The following is a 19,289-nucleotide window of genomic DNA, read 5'->3' on the forward strand; positions in this document are numbered from 1 at the left end:
CGCGGCCGCGGGTCCAGTCGAACTGGGCCAGGAAGTTGGCGTCCTCGCCGTCGAAGCCGGGGGTGCCCTGCAGGTACACGTTGGCGTTGTCCACCTTGGCCACGTAGCGGTTGTCGCTGTTGGACACCACGTCGCCGGCCAGGATCACGAAGTTATGGGCGTTGTACTTCGTGTAGGTGGCCGAGCCGAACGGGATGGAGGCCTGGTACTCGGCCTGCACCGTCGCCTCGTTCCAGCGGATCGGATAGTTGTTGTCGGTGTAGGGCGCCAGGGCCGTGCCGCCGGCGATGGCGGAAGCGGACACCTGGGCACCGGTGCCGGCGTACAGCGTCTTCTGGGCCGTGAGCGCCTGGGAGTTCAGGGCGTCGCTGGCCGGGGACTTCTGCTGGTACAGCGTGGTGGGCATGCCCTGCATGGCGTCGGCGTCGTTGCCGCCGTACACCTCCACCGTGTAGCCGGCCAGGTACTCCTTGCCGGGCTGGGCCGGCTGGCCGTCGGTACCCGGAACCAGCGGGCTGGCGTAACGGGTGGGCAGGTTCGTGAAGATGTAGCGGCCGCGCTCCTTGTAGCTGTTGATGTCGGACAGGCCCGGCACGTCGGCCACGCCGTCGTTGGTGTGCACCCAGATGCCGCCCTGGCCGTCGGACACGGACCCGGCGATCTGCACGCCGGCGGTGGCCGGGTCGGCCAGATTGCCCTCGGTGGGCTTCACCGTGGAGTTGGCCACCGTGAGCGGGGTAATGGTGCCGTCGGCAGCCATGGTGTGGGTGGCATGGGTGTAGGCGTCGGCCGCGGTGCCGAACAGCGTGTTCTGCTTCCAGATGCCCGCTTCGTCGTCGAAGTACCACTGCTTGAGCACCACGCGCTTGCCGGCCAGGCCCATCTCGCCCATGTCCTGGATGCCGTCGTAGTCGGCGTCATGCCACAGCACGCCGCTGATCTTCTGCAGCTTCGGCGCGCGCAGGCCGCCGTCGTTGCCCGAAGGCGACAGGCCGAGGGCCAAGTCGTAAGTGGGCAGCGAGCCGTCGGCGCCGTTCGCCGCGTCGTTGTTCGGGTTGTTCGGGCTGGGCGCGCTCCAGCAGTTCGAAGGCGGCTGGTCGGCGCCAGACTTCGGACGGAGCAGTACGTCGTACTCGTCGTCGGCCATCAGGTAGCCGTTGTCGTAGACCAGATCGGAGTCGACCATCCGGTCGTCGCCCTGCTTCAGCTTGGCGGTGCCGTAGTAGCGGTTCCACCAATCCAGGTTGGTCACGCGAGCCTTGTAGGCGTAGATGACGATGAAGCGCTTCTCGTCGCCGTTCTCGTCGACGCCCTTCACCACCTCCTGGCTCTTCAGGCCGGCGAAGGTGTACTGGCCACGCTCGTCGGTCTTCACGGTGCGGTCCACCATGGCCGGACCCTGCTCGTAAGCGCCGGCCGCGTCGTTCCACGCCAGGCCCACGGTGGGGTTGGCGTCGTAGGCGGCCCACTCGGCCTCGGTGGCCCACTGGGACTTCTCGGCGCCGCCGGCCAGGGTATCGGCGTTGGCGGCCCACTCGTCGTCGCGCAGCCACGTGGTCTGGCCCGAGCCGCTCACGTAGAAGTAGCGCTCCAGGGTGACGTCCATGCCCACGGCCGGTTTCTCGTCGGCAGTGGGGTCGTCGTTCAGACCGTCGCCGTCGGCATCCACCCAATCCTGGATGCCGTTGTCCTCGTCGGCCACGTCCACGCCGTCGGTGTCGTCGTCGAACCACAGCTTGCCGGTGATGGACTGCAGCGCGCCCTGCAGCTCGCCCACGTCTCCGCCGGCGAACACGGCGGCGTCGGCCGCGGTCCAGTCGTAGATGACCTCGTCGGTGGAGTCCATGGCGCTGCCGGCCTCCACGGCCACGATGGCGCGGCTGCTGCCCTGGGCCGCCGCCGCGTTGGCGCCGCTCAGGTTGGTGATGCTGGCCAGGATGACCTGGCCGTCGTTGGCGCGGGTCTGCATGGTGCCAGCGGCGGGAGCCGCGTTGTTGTAGTAGCTGCCCTTGATCATGATGCCGCCGGCCACGCCGCGCTCGGCCTGGTCGTACACGTCGTAGACGTCGGAGTCCTTGCCGCGGTTGGCCTGCAGGGCAGCGTTGTCGTCGCCCGCCACGTGGTAGCGGGTGAGCAGCCATTCGTTGTCGAAGCCGTCCACGTCCTCGGTGTGGTTCACATCGGCCAGCTCAAGACGGTACGCCGCCAGGTAGGGCATGTCGAACTCGCTCACGTACACCGTGGGCAGGTTGTCGATGCGGTAGCGGCCCAGCTGGCTGTTGTCCAGCACGGTGGTGCCGTCAACGTCGTACTGGATGGCGCCGGTGGTGGTCACCAGGGCACCGTTGTCGGCGTAATCCTCGTGATACTCCAGCGGCAGGCCGGTGTTGCCGTTCGCGGCCAGCGGGACCACCGGGTCGCCGGCGGCGCGGGCAGCGGAGTCGCGGTTCGACGTGTAGCGGTCGGAACCGAACTTCTTGTTCTGGAACCAGTGGCTGTTGTTGTCCTCCGGGTTGGTGTGGATCGGGTCGTAGTACCACTGGGTGATGTAGATCAGCTGGTCAGCGATGCCCGCCTCGGTCTCGTCGCGCAGGCCGTCGTAGGTCTTCGGGTCGCTGTGGCCCAGGGTGGCGTCGTCCCACACCACACCCTCGATGGAGGCGGTGGGGGCGCGGAACAGGCCGGCGTTGCCGCCGCGCTGGGTGCCCATGGGGTTGGGCACGTCGTAGTCCACGATGCCCGAAGCGCCCTGGCCGTAGGTCTGCTGGTAGCGATGGCCGTCGCCAGCCACGGCGTGGTTGCTGGTCAGCACGAAGCTGTCCGTGCGCCATGCCGAGGCAACGCCGTCGAAGAACTCCTCGCGGAGGACGATGGAGCCCGGGCGCTCGGTCCAGGTGGCGTCGTCGGTGTCGATGATGGTGCCGGGGCCGGAGGGGTTCTCGGGCACGCGCACCGCGTCGGAGTCGATGTCCTCGCGATTGCTGCCGTTAGTCACGCCGGTCTGGCCCGCCGCGGAGCCGGGGCGGGTGGCCACGGTCTCGGTGCGGTTCGACGTGGTGGTGTGGGTACCGTCGGCGTTCACCGTGGTGCTGTAGGTGATACCGGTCGTGCCGGCCTCCACCGAGCTGTCCACGTTGATGCCCACATGCGCCACGGTCAGGCTGAAGTCAGGCGCGATCTCGGAGAGCACCAGACGGTAGCTGACCAGGTACAGGCGGTCGGTGGTCACAGCGTCCTGGTTCTCCAGCGGCGTAGTGTCGGGCTTGTCGCCAGGCTGGTACACCTGGGCGCCCGCGCCCTGGCCCTGCTCCACGTACACGAAGCTGGGCAGGCCCTCGAAGCGGTAGTCGCCGGCCACGGTGCCCGCCGCTGCGTCGGTCTCGGCGGTGGCGGCGGTGATGGGGGCAAAGCCGGTCTTGGCGGCATCGTCGCGAGCAGGCACCTGCACCCAGGCGCCCACCACGGTGCCGGAAGCGTCGCGCACCTTGCTGATCTTCGTGGAAGCCATCAGCTGGGTGCCATCGGCCACGAAGGCGCCCTGCTCGTTGTCACGGCCGCTCACGTAGTACCACTGGGTCAGCGTCAGGCTCTTGCCGGCCAAGCCGGTCTCGGTGACGTCGAACACGCCGTTGTAGTTCTTGTCCTCCCACACGCGACCGCTGATGTCGGTGGTGCCGAACAGGCCGAAGCCGGCGTTCATGCGCAGCTCGTCGTTGGCCGCGGAGAAGTCGAAGTCCACAGCCACCGTGGCCTCTTCGCTGTCGGCCGTGGCATGGCCCTTGGCCTGCACGCGGTTGGACGGGTGGGTGGCACCGGTGGGATCGGACTCGGTCTGGGCCTGGGCGGCCAGCACGATGCGGCCGTCCAGCGTGGCCTTCGTGAAGCCCTCCGCACCGTCGGCGCCGGCCAGGGTCACCTGGGTGGTGAAGTCGTTCCAGCGCAGCGGGTAGTTGCCGTCCTGGTAGACCGAGTGGTCGGCCTGGCCCCAGGCCACGTCAACCTTGGAGTTCACCGCATCGGTGTCCACGTCGTAGGTGCTGGTCATCTTGCCGTCGGCGTTCACCTGCAGGCGCGTGGCGGGCATGCCGTTCATGGATTTCTCGTCCGGCAGGGCCGCCGCGCCGCCCGTAGCCGCCGCGCCCTGGCCGAGCACTTCCAGGGTGTAGCCGGCCAGGTACTCCTTGCCCATGGTGGAAGGCGTCACCACGCCGTCGGCCTCGGAGCCGGTGGTGTGGGCCATCACGTAGCGGGTGGGCAGGTTGTTGAAGCAGTAGTAGCCGTCCACGGTCATGCCGTCCTGCTCAAGGCTGGCGGTGGTGGTCCACACACCATGCAGGTTGGCGTCGTAGTAGGTGTCGTTCGTGGTGCCGATGACCAGGGCATCGGGAGCGTTCACCGCGTCGGTGTTGGCGAAGGCGCGGGTGTACAGCTCGTTGCCGAAGCTCTCGTTCAGGCGCCACTGGCCGGTGCCGTCGCCGGACTCGCTGGGCACCCAGTACCACTGGCGCAACAGCACCATCTTGTTGTTGTAGCCCGGATCCAGCGTCACCGTAGCGTTCTCGGCGTCGGTGGCGCGGTCAAGGCCGTCGTAGGTGGCGTCGTTGAACAGGCGGCCGGCAATCTGAGCCTTCGGGGGCATGCGCACGCCGGCGTCGTTGCTGGCGCGGTTGGCGCCCAGGCCAAGGTCGTAGGTCAGGGTCTCGGCGGTCTTGGCGGAAGCCGGCGGCGTGAAGCCGTGCTTGCCCGAACCGTCGCCCAGACCGTACAGGTCGACGTCGTTCTGGTTCTCGTTCTTGCTGCCCAGAGCCACTAGGTGGTTGGTCACCGGGCTCTCGTTGGTGATGACGTTGAGCAGTACGTCGTACTGACCGTCCTCCATGAGGTAGCCGGTGGCGGCCACCACGTCGGAATCCACCTTGTAGTCGTTGCCCTCCTGGTACTTGGCCACGCCCAGGAACTTGTCCCAGAAGCGGTAGTCCACCACGCGCAGGCGGTAGCCGTACAGGGTGATGGTCTGCGTGCCGTCCTCGGCAACCGTGCGCTGGTAGGCGGGCAGGTTGTCGAAGCTGAAGCTGCCGTCGGCGGCGGAGGTCACCTCGCGGGACAGGCCCAGGTCGTCGTTGACCAGCGGATTGGCCACCGGGTCGATGTCGTAGGCGTTCCAGTTGGTAGCCCACGTCTCGTCGCGGGTCCACTGGGCGTCGCTGGCCACGGCGAAGGAGCCGTCGGCCTGCTCGGCAGCGTCCACGGTGTAGCGCTCGATGGCGATGCGCAGGCCCTCGTAGCCGTGGTCCTTGTCGTTCTCGTCATGGATGCCGTTGCCGTTGAGGTCCACGTAGGCGCGGATGCCGTCGTTATCGGTATCGCCAAACACCATGCCCGTCACGCTGGCCAGCGGCGTACGCACCTGGCCGATGTCGCCGGCCTGCACCGGCACGGCGGTACCGGAGTCAAGGCCCAGGTTGTCGCCCTCGGTGTCGGTCACGATGCCGTCGGGGTTGCGAATCCAGTCGTAGGTCTCCACCCCGGCGCCCATGCCCTCACCGGCGGTCAGGGTCACGTAGGCGTCCTGGTTCTGGGTGTCGCCCGCGTCCACGCGGTGGGCCAGGATGATCTGGCCGTTGTTGTTGCGGGTGGTCTGCACGCCGCCGGCGTTGGTAGCGTCGGAGGCGCTGCCGATGTTGCCGGCAGCCAGCTCGTCGGCCGTGGTGTCGGCGTCGGAGCCGTCGCCTTCCTCCACCACGCGGCTGGCCACCACGATGCCGCCGGTGGTGCCGTTCTCGCCGTCGGTCTTCAGCGCGCTGGCGATGTCGGAGTCGGCCTTCACCGACCAGCTGTTGTTCACCGCGGTCACGTCGGCCGCCGCCACGTTCTCGTTGGCGGTGCGGGCCGCGTCGGAGCTGTTGTGGTAGCGGGTGGGCACCCAATAGTTGTCCGAGCCGTCCACGCTGTTGACCGCATCCTCGTGGTAGAGGTCGACGAGCTCCAGGCGGTAGGCGGCCAGGTAGTACTGGTCGTTGTCGGTCACGTACACCGTGGGCAGGTTCTCCACCAGGTAGTTGCCGTCCTGGTTGGTAGTCACCTCCAGCACGCCGTCCATGCCCTCCACCACCGCAAGCGGGGTCTTGGGCGCAGCGGCGTTGCCGTCGTAGATGTAGGGCTTCGCGTCAGCCTCGTCGGATACCAGCTCCTTGGTGGAGGTGTAGCGGTCGGCGCCGAAGGCGGTGTTGCGCACCCACTCGCCGGCGTTGGCGTCCTCTTCGGTGGGAGCCGGCACCCAGTACCACTGGGTGATGGTCAGCTTCTGACCGGCCAGGCCGCGCTCGCCCTCGTCGAAGATGCCGTTGTAACCGGTGGTGTAGTCGTAGGTGCCGGTGGTCTCGTCCAGGATGCCGTTGTCATCCCACACGGTGCCGGTCAGGCTGGTGCGCGGCACGTACACCAGGCCCGCGTCGCCGCCGCGCTGGTCGCCCATGGGCCGCGGCACGTCGTAGGACACGGTGTTGTACACCTGCTTGTACTGGTAGGTGAAGGTGGGGTTGGTGACCTCGCGCTCGGACACGATCACGTAGCCGTCCATGCGCCAGTTGGCGGCGGAGGCGGCCGAGCCGTCGCGCGGGTCGTCGGTGGACAGAATCAGGTTGCCCGCGCCGTCCTTCACATAGGTGTTGTCGAAGAACTCGGGCATGATCTGGATGAGCTTGCCGTCGGGGTCGCGCACGGCGTCGGAATCGGAGTTCTCCGGCGCATTCCCGCCGGTGGCGGTGTTCAGCGTGGCCAGATCGTTGAAGTGCTTCTGGGTGTAGTTCACGCCCACGTGGGCCGTGGTCAGGCTGAAGTCGGGGGCGACCTCTTCCATGGTCAGGCGGTAACCGGCCATGAACAGCTTGTCCACGGAGGCCGGATACGCCTCGCCGGCGGCGTTGATGGACGTATCGTTAGGCTGGAGGATCTTGAACGGATTCTCCTCGGAGCCGTCGCCCACCAGGTACACGAAGCTGGGCAGCTGGGTGAACTCGTAGGTGCCCGCCGACTGGCCCGCCACCGGGGTCATGGTGGTGGTGGACTTCGGACGGCTGAAGGTGGACACGGTGCTGTCCGCGCCGGCGCCGATGACGCGCACCCAGGCGCCGTCCTCGGTGACCTCGGGCTCGCCCGCAGCGGTGCGCACGATCACGTTCTGCACGCGGTCGATCTCGAAGATGGCGTCGCCGTTGCCGTCCACCGCAGCCTCCAGAGCGTCGATGAGCTCGGCGTCGGCGGTGTAGAACCACTGGGTGATGGACAGCGTCTTGCCGCCGAGCACTTCCTCGCCCGGGTTCAGGATGCCGTCGAAGTTCTTGTCGCGCCAGATCTTGCCGGAGATGGTGGTGTAGCCGTACTCGCCGAAGCCGCCGTGCATGCGCAGCTCGTCATGGCCGCGGCTGAAGTCGTAGTAGACCGTCTGGTCGGCGTCGGCAGCGTTCACCTCGCCGGCCATGGTTCCCACCACCGCGTTGGCGGAACCGGCAGCGGCGCCGTCGCGGGTCTCGGACACGTAGTACTGGCCCTGGGTGCCCTTGGCCTCGGCGTTGCCGGCCGCGTCCAGGGTTCCGGCCGCAGCCTCGTTGGTGGCGCGGGCCGCCAGGATGATCTTGCCGTCCAGCGTGGACTTGGCCGTAGCCGGCTCCTCGTTGGCCGTCACCTCGGTCACGCTGGGATCGGCCATCTGCTGGACGGTGAGCTCGGTCCAGCGGATCGGGTAGGTGCCGTCGGCGTAGTCGGTGAAGTTCAGCGCGGTGTTGCCGCGGGCCGCTTCTTCGCTCACGGCCTTGGAGTTCACCGAATCGCTGGCCACAGATCCCATCTGCCACAGGCTGGCGGGCAGACCGTAGATGGTCTCGCCCTTCGCGTCAGCAGCAGAGCCGCCCAACACCTCCAGGGTGTAGCCGGCCAGGTATTCGTTGGCAGGCGCGCCCAGGTTGGAGGCCACCGGGGCCACCGGCTCGATGCCGGCGTCCTCGTCGCCCTCCACGCCGTCGATAGCGCCGTGACGCGGCTCCACGTAGCGGGTGGGCAGGTTCTCGAACAGGTAGTTGCCGCCCAACGACGTGTACAGGTTCACGCCGTCGACCACGGTAAGGGCCGCGTCGTCGGTATGCAGGTACACGTAGCCGTTCTCGGCGGTGGCGCCGGGGATCACCAGGGTGCCGGCGTTGGCCACCGGGTGATCGTCGTCCACGTTCTCGCCGGCGCGCACATATATATCCTCGGTGGTGCCGAAGGCGGTGTTCTGAATCCACTGCCACGTGGTCACAGCATCCTCGCCCTCGCCCACGGTGACGGGAGCGTAGTACCACTGCTTCAGCATGACCTTCTTGTTGGCCAGGCCCTCTTCCATGCCGCTCACGGTCATGCCCGCATCGGAGGTGCTTTCCACCTGGGTGTTGTCGATGCCGTCGTAGTTGGCGTCGTGCCACAGGCGGCCGCCGATCTGCTCGGCCACCGGCATGCGCAGGCCGGCGTCGTTGCCGGCGCGGTCGGCACCGCGAGCCAGGTCGTAGTCGATGACCTCGTGATAGGTAACCGCCTCGCGGGTGGTGCCGGCAGCAGCCACGTCGGACTGCTTCTTGGAGTACACGTCGGTGTCGGACAGGTAGGGCATCTGGGCGCCGGCCTGGTCATGGCCGTAGCGGTCGTCGCTGTTCTGGTTGGCGTTGTTGGCGTTGGCCACGTCGCCGTAGTTACGGTTCGGGCTGTCGGCCTCCACCACGTTCAGCAGCACGTCGAACTCGTGGGCAACACCGTCGGCGTCGTAGGCCATCAGGTAGCCGTCGCTGTGCACCAGGTCGGAGTCGGCCTGGAAGTCGACGCTGCCGAGCGCGTAGCTGCCGCCCTGCAGATACTTGGCGCTGCCGTAGTAGCGGTTCCACCAGTCGGGCTCGGTCAGCCGTGCACGGTAAGCGAACACCACGCGCTTGGGAGTAGTCTCGGGACGCACGATGCCGGGGAAGTCGGGGTCGACGACTTCCTCTTCGCGCTCGTCGACCACGTTGCCGTCGGCGTCGAAGGCCATCCAGCCCTGGGTGCGCAGGCCGGTGAAGGTGTAGGTGCCGTCCTCGTCGGTGAGCACCGTGCGGTCGCCGCCGTCGTAGCTGGCGGTGAAGGCGCCGGTGGTGCTGTCGAAGCCCAGACCCGTGGACGGGTCGGCCTCGTAGGCGGCGTACTCGTCGTCGGTGGCCCACAACGGGTCTGCCTGCCAGCCAGCCTCCTCCTCGCCCACCACCATGTAGTAGCGCTCCAGGCTCACCTGGATGCCTTCCATGAGCGGATCGGAGTCGTCGGAGGTGCGCAGGCCGTCGTTGTCAGTATCGTTGAACACGATGCCGCTGATCTGCTGCACCGACGGGCGAATCTCGCCGGCGTCGCCGCCGTGCACCTTCTGGACCTGGGTCTCTTTCAGCTGACCGTTCTCGTCCTGTGCCAGCTCGGTGCGAGTGCGCGGGGTCAGGTAGTCGTAGGTGACCAGCACATCGCGCACGTTGGCAGCGGAAGCGGTACCGTCGGCCAGGGCGTTCTCGGTGATCACGTCGGCCAGGGGCACCGTCACGCGGGCGTCGTTGCGGTTCAGGTCGTTGGTCTCGGCGTTAGTGGGAGCGCCGGTCTCGTCCACGGCCTCGCGGGCCAGGATGATGTGGCCGCTATGGGCGCGCACGCCCTTCTGGGTCACCGAGGAGGTGGGCTCGGGAGGCATCTCGCCCAACACCGGCTCGGCATCGAAGGCGCTCGGGTCCTCTTCCCACTTCGCGTGGGCCTCTTCGTACTCGCTCTGGATCTTGGCGCACTCGGCACGCCACTTCAGGTACTCGGTGCGGAAGGCGGCGATCTGCGAAACGCTGACCACCTCGTCCTGGGCGGTGAAGGCCATGGCGCCGGCGCTCACGGCCTTCGGCGCAGCCTCCTGGGCGTTGCCGGCGTTCAGGTCGGAGTCGTCGGAGGCCTCGTAGCCTTCCTTGGCCGTCTTGTGGTAGCGGCTGATCAGCCACTGCTCGTCGTCAGTCACCGTGTCGGTGTCGAAGTCGTCGTAGAAGCCGTCGCCCATCTCCACGCGATAGCTGGCCAGGTAGTGGTTGCCGTCCTGGCTGGAGAAGGCCGCGGGCAGCTGGTCGAAGCGGTAGGTGCCCACCAGGCTCTCGTCCACGTAGGTCTCGGTGGTGAAGGTGGGGTTGCCGTCGGCGTCCACACCCTCCACCGTGCGCTCGACAGTGCCGTCGGAGGTGAGCACGGCGATGACGCCCTGCTCGCCCTCCACCTGCCACGCACCAGTGGTACGCGGCTCGTAGGTGGCGGGAGACTCCTCGGTGGCTTCGGTGACGACGTTGCCGGTGTGGCGGTCGGCGCCGAAGAAGGTGTTGCGGATCCACAGGCCCTCGACAGTGCGGTACAGGTTGGTGGTGTCCGCCTCGGCCGGCGAGGTGGCGACCACGTGGCCCTTGCTGGGCAGGCCCTCGGCCTTGGCGGCGTCGTCCATGGCCTCGAAGGCAGACAGCTCCACGTCGGTGCTCAGGTTCAGGGCCTCGTACTCCACCTTGGAAATCATGCCGGTTTCCACGGCGCGATCGAGCAGCTTCTGAGTCTTCACGGCCTGCTTGGCCTCGGCGGAAAGCTCGTCGCTGGCGTCCACCTCGTCCCAATCGGCAATGCCGTCGGAGGTGACGGGCACGAAGTACCACTGGGTCAGGCGCACTTCCTGGCCGGCGATGCCCGGCTCGATGGTCTGGGTGGTACCGGCGGGCAGCGCGTCGCCCTCGGCGGGTGCCGCCACCTCTTCGCCGTTGGCGTCAACGTAATAGGTGTCGCGGATGCCATTGTAGGAGCGCTCGTCCTCGCCCAACACGGAGTCGTCCCACACCGCGCCGTCGATCTCGGAGCGGGGAATCTTCACCAGGCCGGCGTCCCAGTTGTACAGACGGTCGGCGTCGCCCAGGTTGTACACCAGCGAGGTGCCGGTGGTGGCGTTGGGCATGAGCAGCTTGCCGGCACCGTAATCCTGCTCGGACTCGTACTCGGTCTTCTCGGTCTGGTAGTACTTGAAGGCGGCCTTGTAGTCGCTGTACTCCTTGTTCAGCTGGTCGGAGATGGCCTTGGCCACGTCGTAGCGCTCCACAGCCTGGTCGTAGCGCTTCTTCAGCTCGTTATAGATGACCAGGTAGCCGGGGAACTGCTCCGCGGTCAGCTCGACGACCGTCGGGTAGACCGTGGTCTCCTTGTCGTTGACGATCTCGGTATGAGACTCGTCGATAGAGAACTTGTAGGTGGTATCGCGGCCCGCGATGACGGTGCCGTCGTCCTTGGGCAGGCCGTAGGCGTTGGTGTAGTTCTGGATGGTCTTCTGGATGGAGCCACCGCTGTCGCGCAGGATGATGCTCTTGGTCACCAGCCACGGCTGGGCGTAGGGATCGGTAGCGGTACCAGCTCCCTCAGGGGCCACCAGCTTGTTATTCTCGTCGTAGTAGGCAAATCCCAGCACCGGCGCCCATTCCTTGCAGAAAGCCAGCCACTTGGTCCACCACAGATCTTCCTGCAGGTCGGTAATTTTGTCTTGCAGGTCGGCCTCGAGGTCGGAGTAGTTCGGCCAAACGGGGTTGCCGTCTTCGTCGTAGCGCACGGGCTTCACGCCGGCCTGACGATAGAAGTTCTCGGGCTCGAACTCGGCCGGATTGAACGCCTTGCTCTGCGGGTCCTTCAGCTTCAGCTCGTCGGGCGACGGCGGCAGCTTCGGCTCCGCGGGGATGGCGCGGCGCAGGCGGCTCGTCTGGCCCTGCAGCTCGGAGAGCACCGTCTCGGTCTCGGCGGTGTCGGTGAAGCGGTTCCCCTCGCCCAGCACCTTGCCGGTCTGCTGCACGTTGTTGCTGTCCATGTACTTGTAGGTAACCACGGGAACGCCCGCTGCCTCCAGCTGGGCCATGGTGCCGTAGAGCACGATGTCCACGGCTCCGCCCTCATGCTTGGCCAGGCCGGCCGCCGGGGTCTGAGCGCACACTTGGCCGATCTGGAAGCCAGTGGGCGGGGTCAGCATACCCTCGGTGCAGGTGACGCGGCCCACCTTCAGACCCGCAGCCTCGATCTTGGCCTTGGCATCGGCGTAGAAATCGCGAAGCACCTGCGGCGAGGTCTTCTCCGGCTTCACGCGGCTGACTTCCTGGAAGGTAATCGGATCGTAGGTGACGCGGTCCTCGTCGGCCAGAGTGCCGGCAAGAATGAACGGCAACTCGGGCTTGAGCTTTTCGATGTCGCGAATGACCTTGTGGCTGACCACGTTGGACTCGAACTCGCCGTCGCCGGAGTTGATGGCCACGGCGTGCACGATGGTCTTGGTCACCTTCTCGATCTTGTAGGTGGTGGTGATGGTCACCGACTCGCCGGGCACCAGAACCATGCCGGTCCAGGTCACCTTCTTGGTCACGTTGTGGTTGCTGTTGTGCGTGTAGCCCTTCGAGTTGGTGGCGCCCACCAGCGTCACGCCCTCGCCCGTGGGATACGGGTCGGACATGGACACCATCTGAGTGACGCCAGTCTCGTTGGTGTAGGTGGTGGTATAGGTGATGGTCTCCGGATGCTGGGTGGCCGCGTTGTCATCATCCCAGGCCTGCAGATGGCTGAAGGCGTTGGGGTTGGAGGACTGCTGGCCAATGGTGGCGATCACGATGTACTCGTCCTCGAAGGAGCCGCGCTCGCGCTGGCTGCCCTTCTCGTTCAAGTAGTAGGTACGCGTGGTCTGCTGCGTGGTGGAGCCGTCTTCCAGCTTCACCGCGTTGGTGCCGTCGGCCTTCTGGACCACCTGGCCCACGGCGGCGTTGCCGGCGCCGGTCAGCTCGGCCGGGTAGTTCTCCACCAGCACGTAGATGGGCGTGCCCGGGTTCTCCGGATCGTTCACGGCCACGTACTTGTCACCGTCGTAGGTGGCGTCGCACTCCACGTAGACGCTGCCCTCCAGGCGGAAGTACTTGTTGCCGTCCTGGGCCGCATCGATGTCGCTGTTGGCCTGACGCACCACGGTGGTGTCCACCGGCTTGGACATGGCGTCGGAATCCTTGTCGATGGCATGGCCGATGTTGCCGTTGGCATCCACCGTGTAGGAGTCGCGCAGGGTGATGGCGTAGTCGTCGCCCAGGGCGTTCAGGTCGTCCTGGTCGATGCGCAGGCGGTAGCCGGCCAGGCGCTTGACCTTGTAATCCTCTTCCACGTTGCGGGTGTCGCGCGGGTCGACCACGTAGGTGCGCACGTCGCGGAACAGGTAGGTGCCGGCGTCAGCCGCGTCGCCGGTGAAGGCTTCGCGCAGCTCGTCGCCGGGGTACAGCTGCCAGGCGTACTCTTCGGAGTCCACCAGCTGCCAGGCCATGATCGGAATCTTCTGGCCGTTCTCGTCGAGGATGTTGGTGCCGAAGACGTTCTTCTGGAAGGCGGGGTCGCCGTTCTCGTCGGTCTGCTGCACGTACTTCATCTCGGCGGAAACCGGAGCGTAGTACCAGGTCTCCATCTTCACCTTCAGGCCACCGTCAACCGCGCGCTGGCCCACGCCCTTCTCACCGGCATCCTGGATGCCGTTGTAGTTGGCGTCGTTCCACACGTAGTTGCCCAGATAGCCCTTGGTGCCGTCCACGTAGCCCAGAGCAAACTTGTTCTGGCGCTTGTAGCCCTTCCACTCGTTGGACGGATCCTCGAAGACAGCGCAGCCGTTGCTGTCCAGCGGCATGATGGCCTCGAAGGGGTAGGTGCGGGCGGAGCCGGACACATAGCGCAAGTCGTTGTCGAAAACCGGCTTGTTGGAATCGGTGTAGACCAGGGTCTCGTTCGGATAGTGCAGGGCATCCTCCACCCAAGTGACAAGGGTGGGCTTTATCAGGCGCGTGGACACCTCGTCGCTGGTAGTGATGATGTAGCCCTTGCCCGGCTGGCTGGCGCGCAAGCGGAACGTGAAGGCGCCGGTGTCGTCAGTTACCAGGGTTGCCGCCTTGTTGTCAGCATCGGTGACCAACTTGCCAATAGTGCCGTCCGCAAGATCGTACTCGTACACGTTCACGCGGATGCTCTCCAGGCGTTTCTCGGCCACGGAGGTGGCACCGGCCATCTGGCTCTCCGAGTCGGTGACGTTCTCGCCCTCGCCCACGCCCACGGAGTCCAGCAGCGAGTTGATGTTGGCGGTCTCCTCCGGCTCGCCGGTAGCCAGCACGTCGTCGCGATATACCACGCCCTCGAAGGTGATGCCCTGGGCGATGCCCAGCGACAGCGAGGTCATGCGCCTGTCATAAGCAGCATGGATGGACTCGTCGTAGGCCGGGGTGCCCATCTTGTCCACGTTGGCCGTGTCGTACTTCACCGCTTCCACGTTGAAGGGCGCGGTCGTGATCTTCAGAGCCGCGGGGACGTAGTTGCCTTCCTCGTCGTAGGAGGGCTCCACGCGCTCGACGGTCAGCGAACGGTCGTTGCTCACGTACAGTCCACCCTCGCCACTGGTCTGCTCGCCGATGGAAGCCGTGGTGGGCGAGTAGTTGTAGTACTTCTCCGGGAAGGTGAAGCGCAGCGAGTACTGGCCCGGCGCCAGGTTGGACAGGATGTAGTAGCCGGGGTTGCCGTAGTAGTCGGTGGTAGTGTAGGTGTAGTAGGGCGCACCACCGTCGGCGGGGATGTAGAAGTCGTAGGCGTCCTTCTCGGGGATGCCGGTCACGTCGTCACAGCGCACCCAACGAGGCACACCGCCGGTCTGCTCGTTCTGCACCAGGCGCACCACTTCGCCGTCGCGGTTCACAGGGTTGCCGTAGGCGTTGAGCAGCTCCACCTTCACCTTGTTCACACCGGGGTCGTCGGCCTTGGCGTCGTAGTCCAGATCCTTCAGGCGGCTTGTGCCGTCGGCGTTTACCGAGTTGTCGAAGGGCTCGGTCACCAGGCGCAGGGTGTCTACGTACTCGCGCTTCTGCAGCTCCGTCAGGTTGGAGGGAATCTCGTTGGACTTGATGTAGGTGCCGTCGGGTGTGCGAATCCAGGTCAGATGCTCGCCGTTCTCGTCGTACACGTAGCGTTCACCTCGGATGAGGTTGCGGCCGTTGACGTTCTCCTGGTAGGCGGTGGTTCCGTCGGCCGCCTCCTCCACGTCGTCGTCGGGCACGCCGGACCAGTCGGAATCCAGCCACACGTACTGGCCGATGTAGCCGCGGCCGTCGGGCGCGTCGATGAAGGCGCCGGCGCGCACGTTCTCGTACACGTTGCCGAAGGCCACTTCCTCGGCGCCGACGCGCTGCATGTAGGTGTTCCACTGGGCCACGGCGCGCATCTGGTCGGCACGGGCGATGGCGCTTTCGATCTCTTCCTCGGTCTTACCGGCGGCGGCCAGCGTGTTGCGGGACTCGTCGGTATCCTCGGCCATGTCCACGTTCACATCGTGGGTCTTGCTGCCCAGGTACTTGGGTAGGTTCAGCGGTGCCTGCAGCTCGTAGGTCAAGCGCAAGTTGCCCTTGGGAAGCACATAAATGGTCTGCTGCGGCTCGGCCCAGATGGCACGTACGGCGCGGATGAGCTTCTCCGCCTCGTCCTCCTGGCCCAGCTGCTCCAGGGAGCTCACATAGTCCTTCAGCTCGGACAGCGGAATGAGGTTGTGCTCGCGCTTCACCTCTTCGGCGGTCTTGGCGGCCACCCCAAGCTCGGCGTTGCCCTCGGTACCCAAACGCAGCTCGTTGATAGCCAGCTCGCGAGTATCCTCGTTGAGCGTGTAGTCGTCGGGGTTCTTGCCATCTTCCGGCGAACCGTAGTTCGGACCGTAGACCTCGTACTCACCCTTGTCGTAGAGCCACAGAAGGTCGTCCATGGAACCCACGGAGATGACGTCGGTGGTCTCGTCGGTGACGAAGGGGCCAACCCAGATGTTCACATCCACGCCGTTGCGCAGCTCGCGCGGACCGTCGTAGTTCAGCGCCGGCTGGGCGCTGTACTGGGTCACCTTGATGGAATCCAGGTCGGCGATGAATCCGTGCCACTGCGAGCCGCGGTAGGCCGGCTGACCATCTTGGCTGGTGTAGACCTCCATGTCGAGGGCGTCGGGCAGCGCGTCATAGAGCACAACCTTGCGGTACTCGGCCGCCTTCTTGCCATCGCCGTCAGGGTTCATGGCTGCGGAATCATAGGTGTAGTTGCTACCCTCGGGCACCGCCGCTGCACCGTTGGTGGCGGAGGTGGCGTTAGTCTCCAGCTGCGTGGTGATTACCTTGGAGGTAGTCAGGTTCGTAGAGGTAGAGAAGGTGAGCGGCTTCAGCTGCATGCGAATCATGGACTGGCTGGTGATGCCGTCCATGTTCACGTCGGAGGTGTCGGACACCAGCGAACGCGAGCTGTCGCTGTTCTCGGAGGAAGGCGTGTAGGCCTTGAAGTTGCCAGCCTTGTAGCCGAAGCCCATGGCAGTGAGCAGGTCCTCGGAGAGCAGGTCGGTCTTGGCATCGGTGATGGGCATGATCAGCTCGATCACGATGCCCTTGCCCGCCTCCAGCACGCCACGGCGGTAGCTCGGCTCGGTCTTCTGCACACCGTTCTCGTCCAGGTCGGGCGTACCATCGTCATTGTAGAGCGGACGGTCGTACTGCTGCCCGTTGAAGCTCCAGCTAGCGAACTTACGGGTGGTGGAGTCCACCACGGTCGACGACGTGCCGGCCACGCGGTCGCCCATGATGAAGGCGCTACCCAGCTCGGGGTCGTTCAAGCGCGGGGTGGAGGCGCGGTCGGAGGTGTCCACCGACTCCACTTCCAGGAAGTCCGTCATGTCGGCGATGTAGTAGGTCCACACGGGCTTCTCGGCGTCAATATTGGGAGCCGGGCGGCTGGGCGAAGGCTTGGAGGTCTCGTAACCCCAGTCGAAGTAAGCATACTTCTGCTCGCTGACCGGCAACTGCTTGTCGGCCTGCAGGTCGGCATAGCTCACATAGGAGAAATCGCCGGCCTTCAGGTCAGCGGCGGGGCCGTAGGCGTCCACCGCAGGCATAACCTGGGAAATTTGCGGATTGGAGCAGCTGTCCTGCTCATAGCCTTCGTAGCCCAGAGCCTCCATCTGCTCGTTGCTCAGGTTCGACAGGATGATCTTGTAGCGCATCATGCGCGAGGAGAGCTGGTCGATGACCGTGTTCGAGTCGGTGGTCCACTTGAAGCCCTGATTGCCCGAACCGCTAAAGTAGCCCTGGATGATCTCCAGGCCCAGCACCGGGCTCTCAGGAGTGCGGATGAAGCCGGCGCGGCTGCGCTCCGCTTCCACGAACTTGGTATCGTCGTAGCGCGGGGTAGCCGACACGAAGTGGTTCACGTGCACGTCCGGGTCGCCTTCGTCGGTGTTGATGAGTTTGGCGGTGTGGAAGCGCGAGTTACCGTAGATGGCCGGAGTGTCGGCCACCGAGGTACTCACACCAATAGCGGGGGCGTTCCTCGTGATGGTCTCAGGCATACGCACCGTGGAGGTGGGATAGTAGTGGCCCAAGGTGTCCAGGGTCATGACGCGGCCCTGATTGTTCACACGGTAGCCCCAGCCCACGTTCAGGCGCAGCGGGTCGAAGTCGTCGGCTTCCTGCTTACCCTGGCTGTTGATCACGTTACCGCGCACGTCCAGCAGCTCGCCGTCTCCGTTCTCATCCAGTTCGCGGTCGGGCATGGCGTCAACGTCCAGGCGGAAGCCATGGGGCACGGCCACCTTGTGGGACAGCTTGTCGTCGCCGTAGCCGGCGGCGGCGTCGGCGGCCTTGATGACCCAGCGAATCTGACGAACCTGGCCGTTGGGATACTTGTCCAGGAACGAATCGTCGATGGTGATGTTCTGCTTGGCCGAAATGGCGTAGCCTTCCGCAGCGCCAATTTGGATCCACTGCTGGCTGTCGGCGGTGTTGTAGTCGGTGGACTCGCCGAAGGCGTCGTCCACGTCGTCCTCGCTGTACCAGTAGTCACGGTCGGCGTCGGAACCAGCCAGGGCGAAGTTCTCGTGGTCGATGTAGCCGGTGCCGTTCTGTTCCTCGTACACGTTGCCCTCGGCATCCATGTCAAGGTCGACGATGCGAGCGAACATGAACAGGCGCAGCTGGCTCTCGGTCTCGGCTTCCTTGTTGAGCGGCTTGGCGTTGCCGGTCACGGTCTGGTAAACCACGTTGCCCTTGGCGTCGGTCACAACCTTGCCCTTGGCATCGAGCACGGGCACCTGCACGTCGCCCTGCTCATACTCGGCGCCGGGAACCTCCCACACGCCGGTGGACACTTCTGTGAACGTGGACAGCAGGCGCGCCACGGCGTAAGCGTCGGTCTCGAAGGGTGCGTTCTCGGTGGACATGGAGGTGCCGCCGGAGGTGGCCGCAGCCGTGGACCAGAAAGGCACCTGCCAGTCGAGGATGAACGAGTTCACTGCGCCGCCGGTGTTGATAGCCTGGGTGATGTAGAAGCCGTTGTTGCCCTTCAGCTGCACGTCCTGGCCGCTGTACACGTCCAGACGGTCGTTGTAGATGAGGGTACGCAGCTCCTCGGTGTCGCCTCGGACGCTCACCGACGGCTTGCGCACGCGGAACCAGCCGGAGGCGGCGGTCACGTACAGGTCGTCGAAGGAGGCGTCGTTGTCGTAGTTCGTGTTGTTGTAGTAGGCGTCGGCGGCCTTCTCGCCCGCACGGTAGAAGCGGCTCACCGTCTGCGGGTGGAAGTTCGTGCCGATGGAGTTGAGGTGGTTGGAGTTCTTCGGCTTCGTGTCGAAGGACGGATCGTCGGGGGTCTCTTCCACGTTTCCGTCATCCCACGTGGGATGATCCCAACCGTGCTCATCGTCGTCGTCGACCCACTCGAAGCCGGTTTCGTGGGCGGTCACGTACACGCGGCCCGCCTCGCCGTCCCAGCTCTTGACGGCGTTCATCTGGTCCTTGTAGCTCACCAGCACGCCGTCGTTGAACAGCGTGTCGTCGATGGCGCTGTCGCGGTCGCCCAGGTTGTCCACGCGGGTCTTCAGCTTCAGAGTCACCGACTCGCCGTGGCCCAGGTAGCCGTCGGCATGGATGCCGGCGTAGTAGGCGTTGAGCAGCGACGGGTACTTCTGGAACTCGTCGTAGGAGGCGTCGTCGGGCGTGGCCAGCTCGATGACCACCATGTCGTTGTCATGGGACAGCGGCTTGACGGTGCTGTAGGCGCCGTTGTCCGGGTTGCGGCCGTCGTGGGCTTCCTGGGTGCCGGACTTCACGTCGCTGATCAGACCGCGGGATTCCACGGTGTCGGTCAGGTCGTCCCAATCGGCCTTGCCGTAGTTGGCGTTG

Annotated in this window: 1 protein-coding gene (only partly in view); it reads right to left on the reverse strand. The window is 65.7% G+C overall.

Every position in this 19,289-nt window falls within one protein-coding gene, locus tag NFR41_RS04205, for a hypothetical protein, read on the reverse strand. The gene is 72,462 nt long; 14,960 of those nucleotides lie to the left of the window and 38,213 to its right, leaving coding positions 38,214-57,502 in view — codons 12,738 (partial) to 19,168 (partial); the first complete codon in reading order (the gene reads right to left) occupies nt 19,286-19,288. The start codon and the stop codon both lie outside this window.

The sequence above is a fragment of the Adlercreutzia aquisgranensis genome (assembly GCF_943193145.1).
Taxonomy (GTDB): domain Bacteria; phylum Actinomycetota; class Coriobacteriia; order Coriobacteriales; family Eggerthellaceae; genus Xiamenia; species Xiamenia aquisgranensis.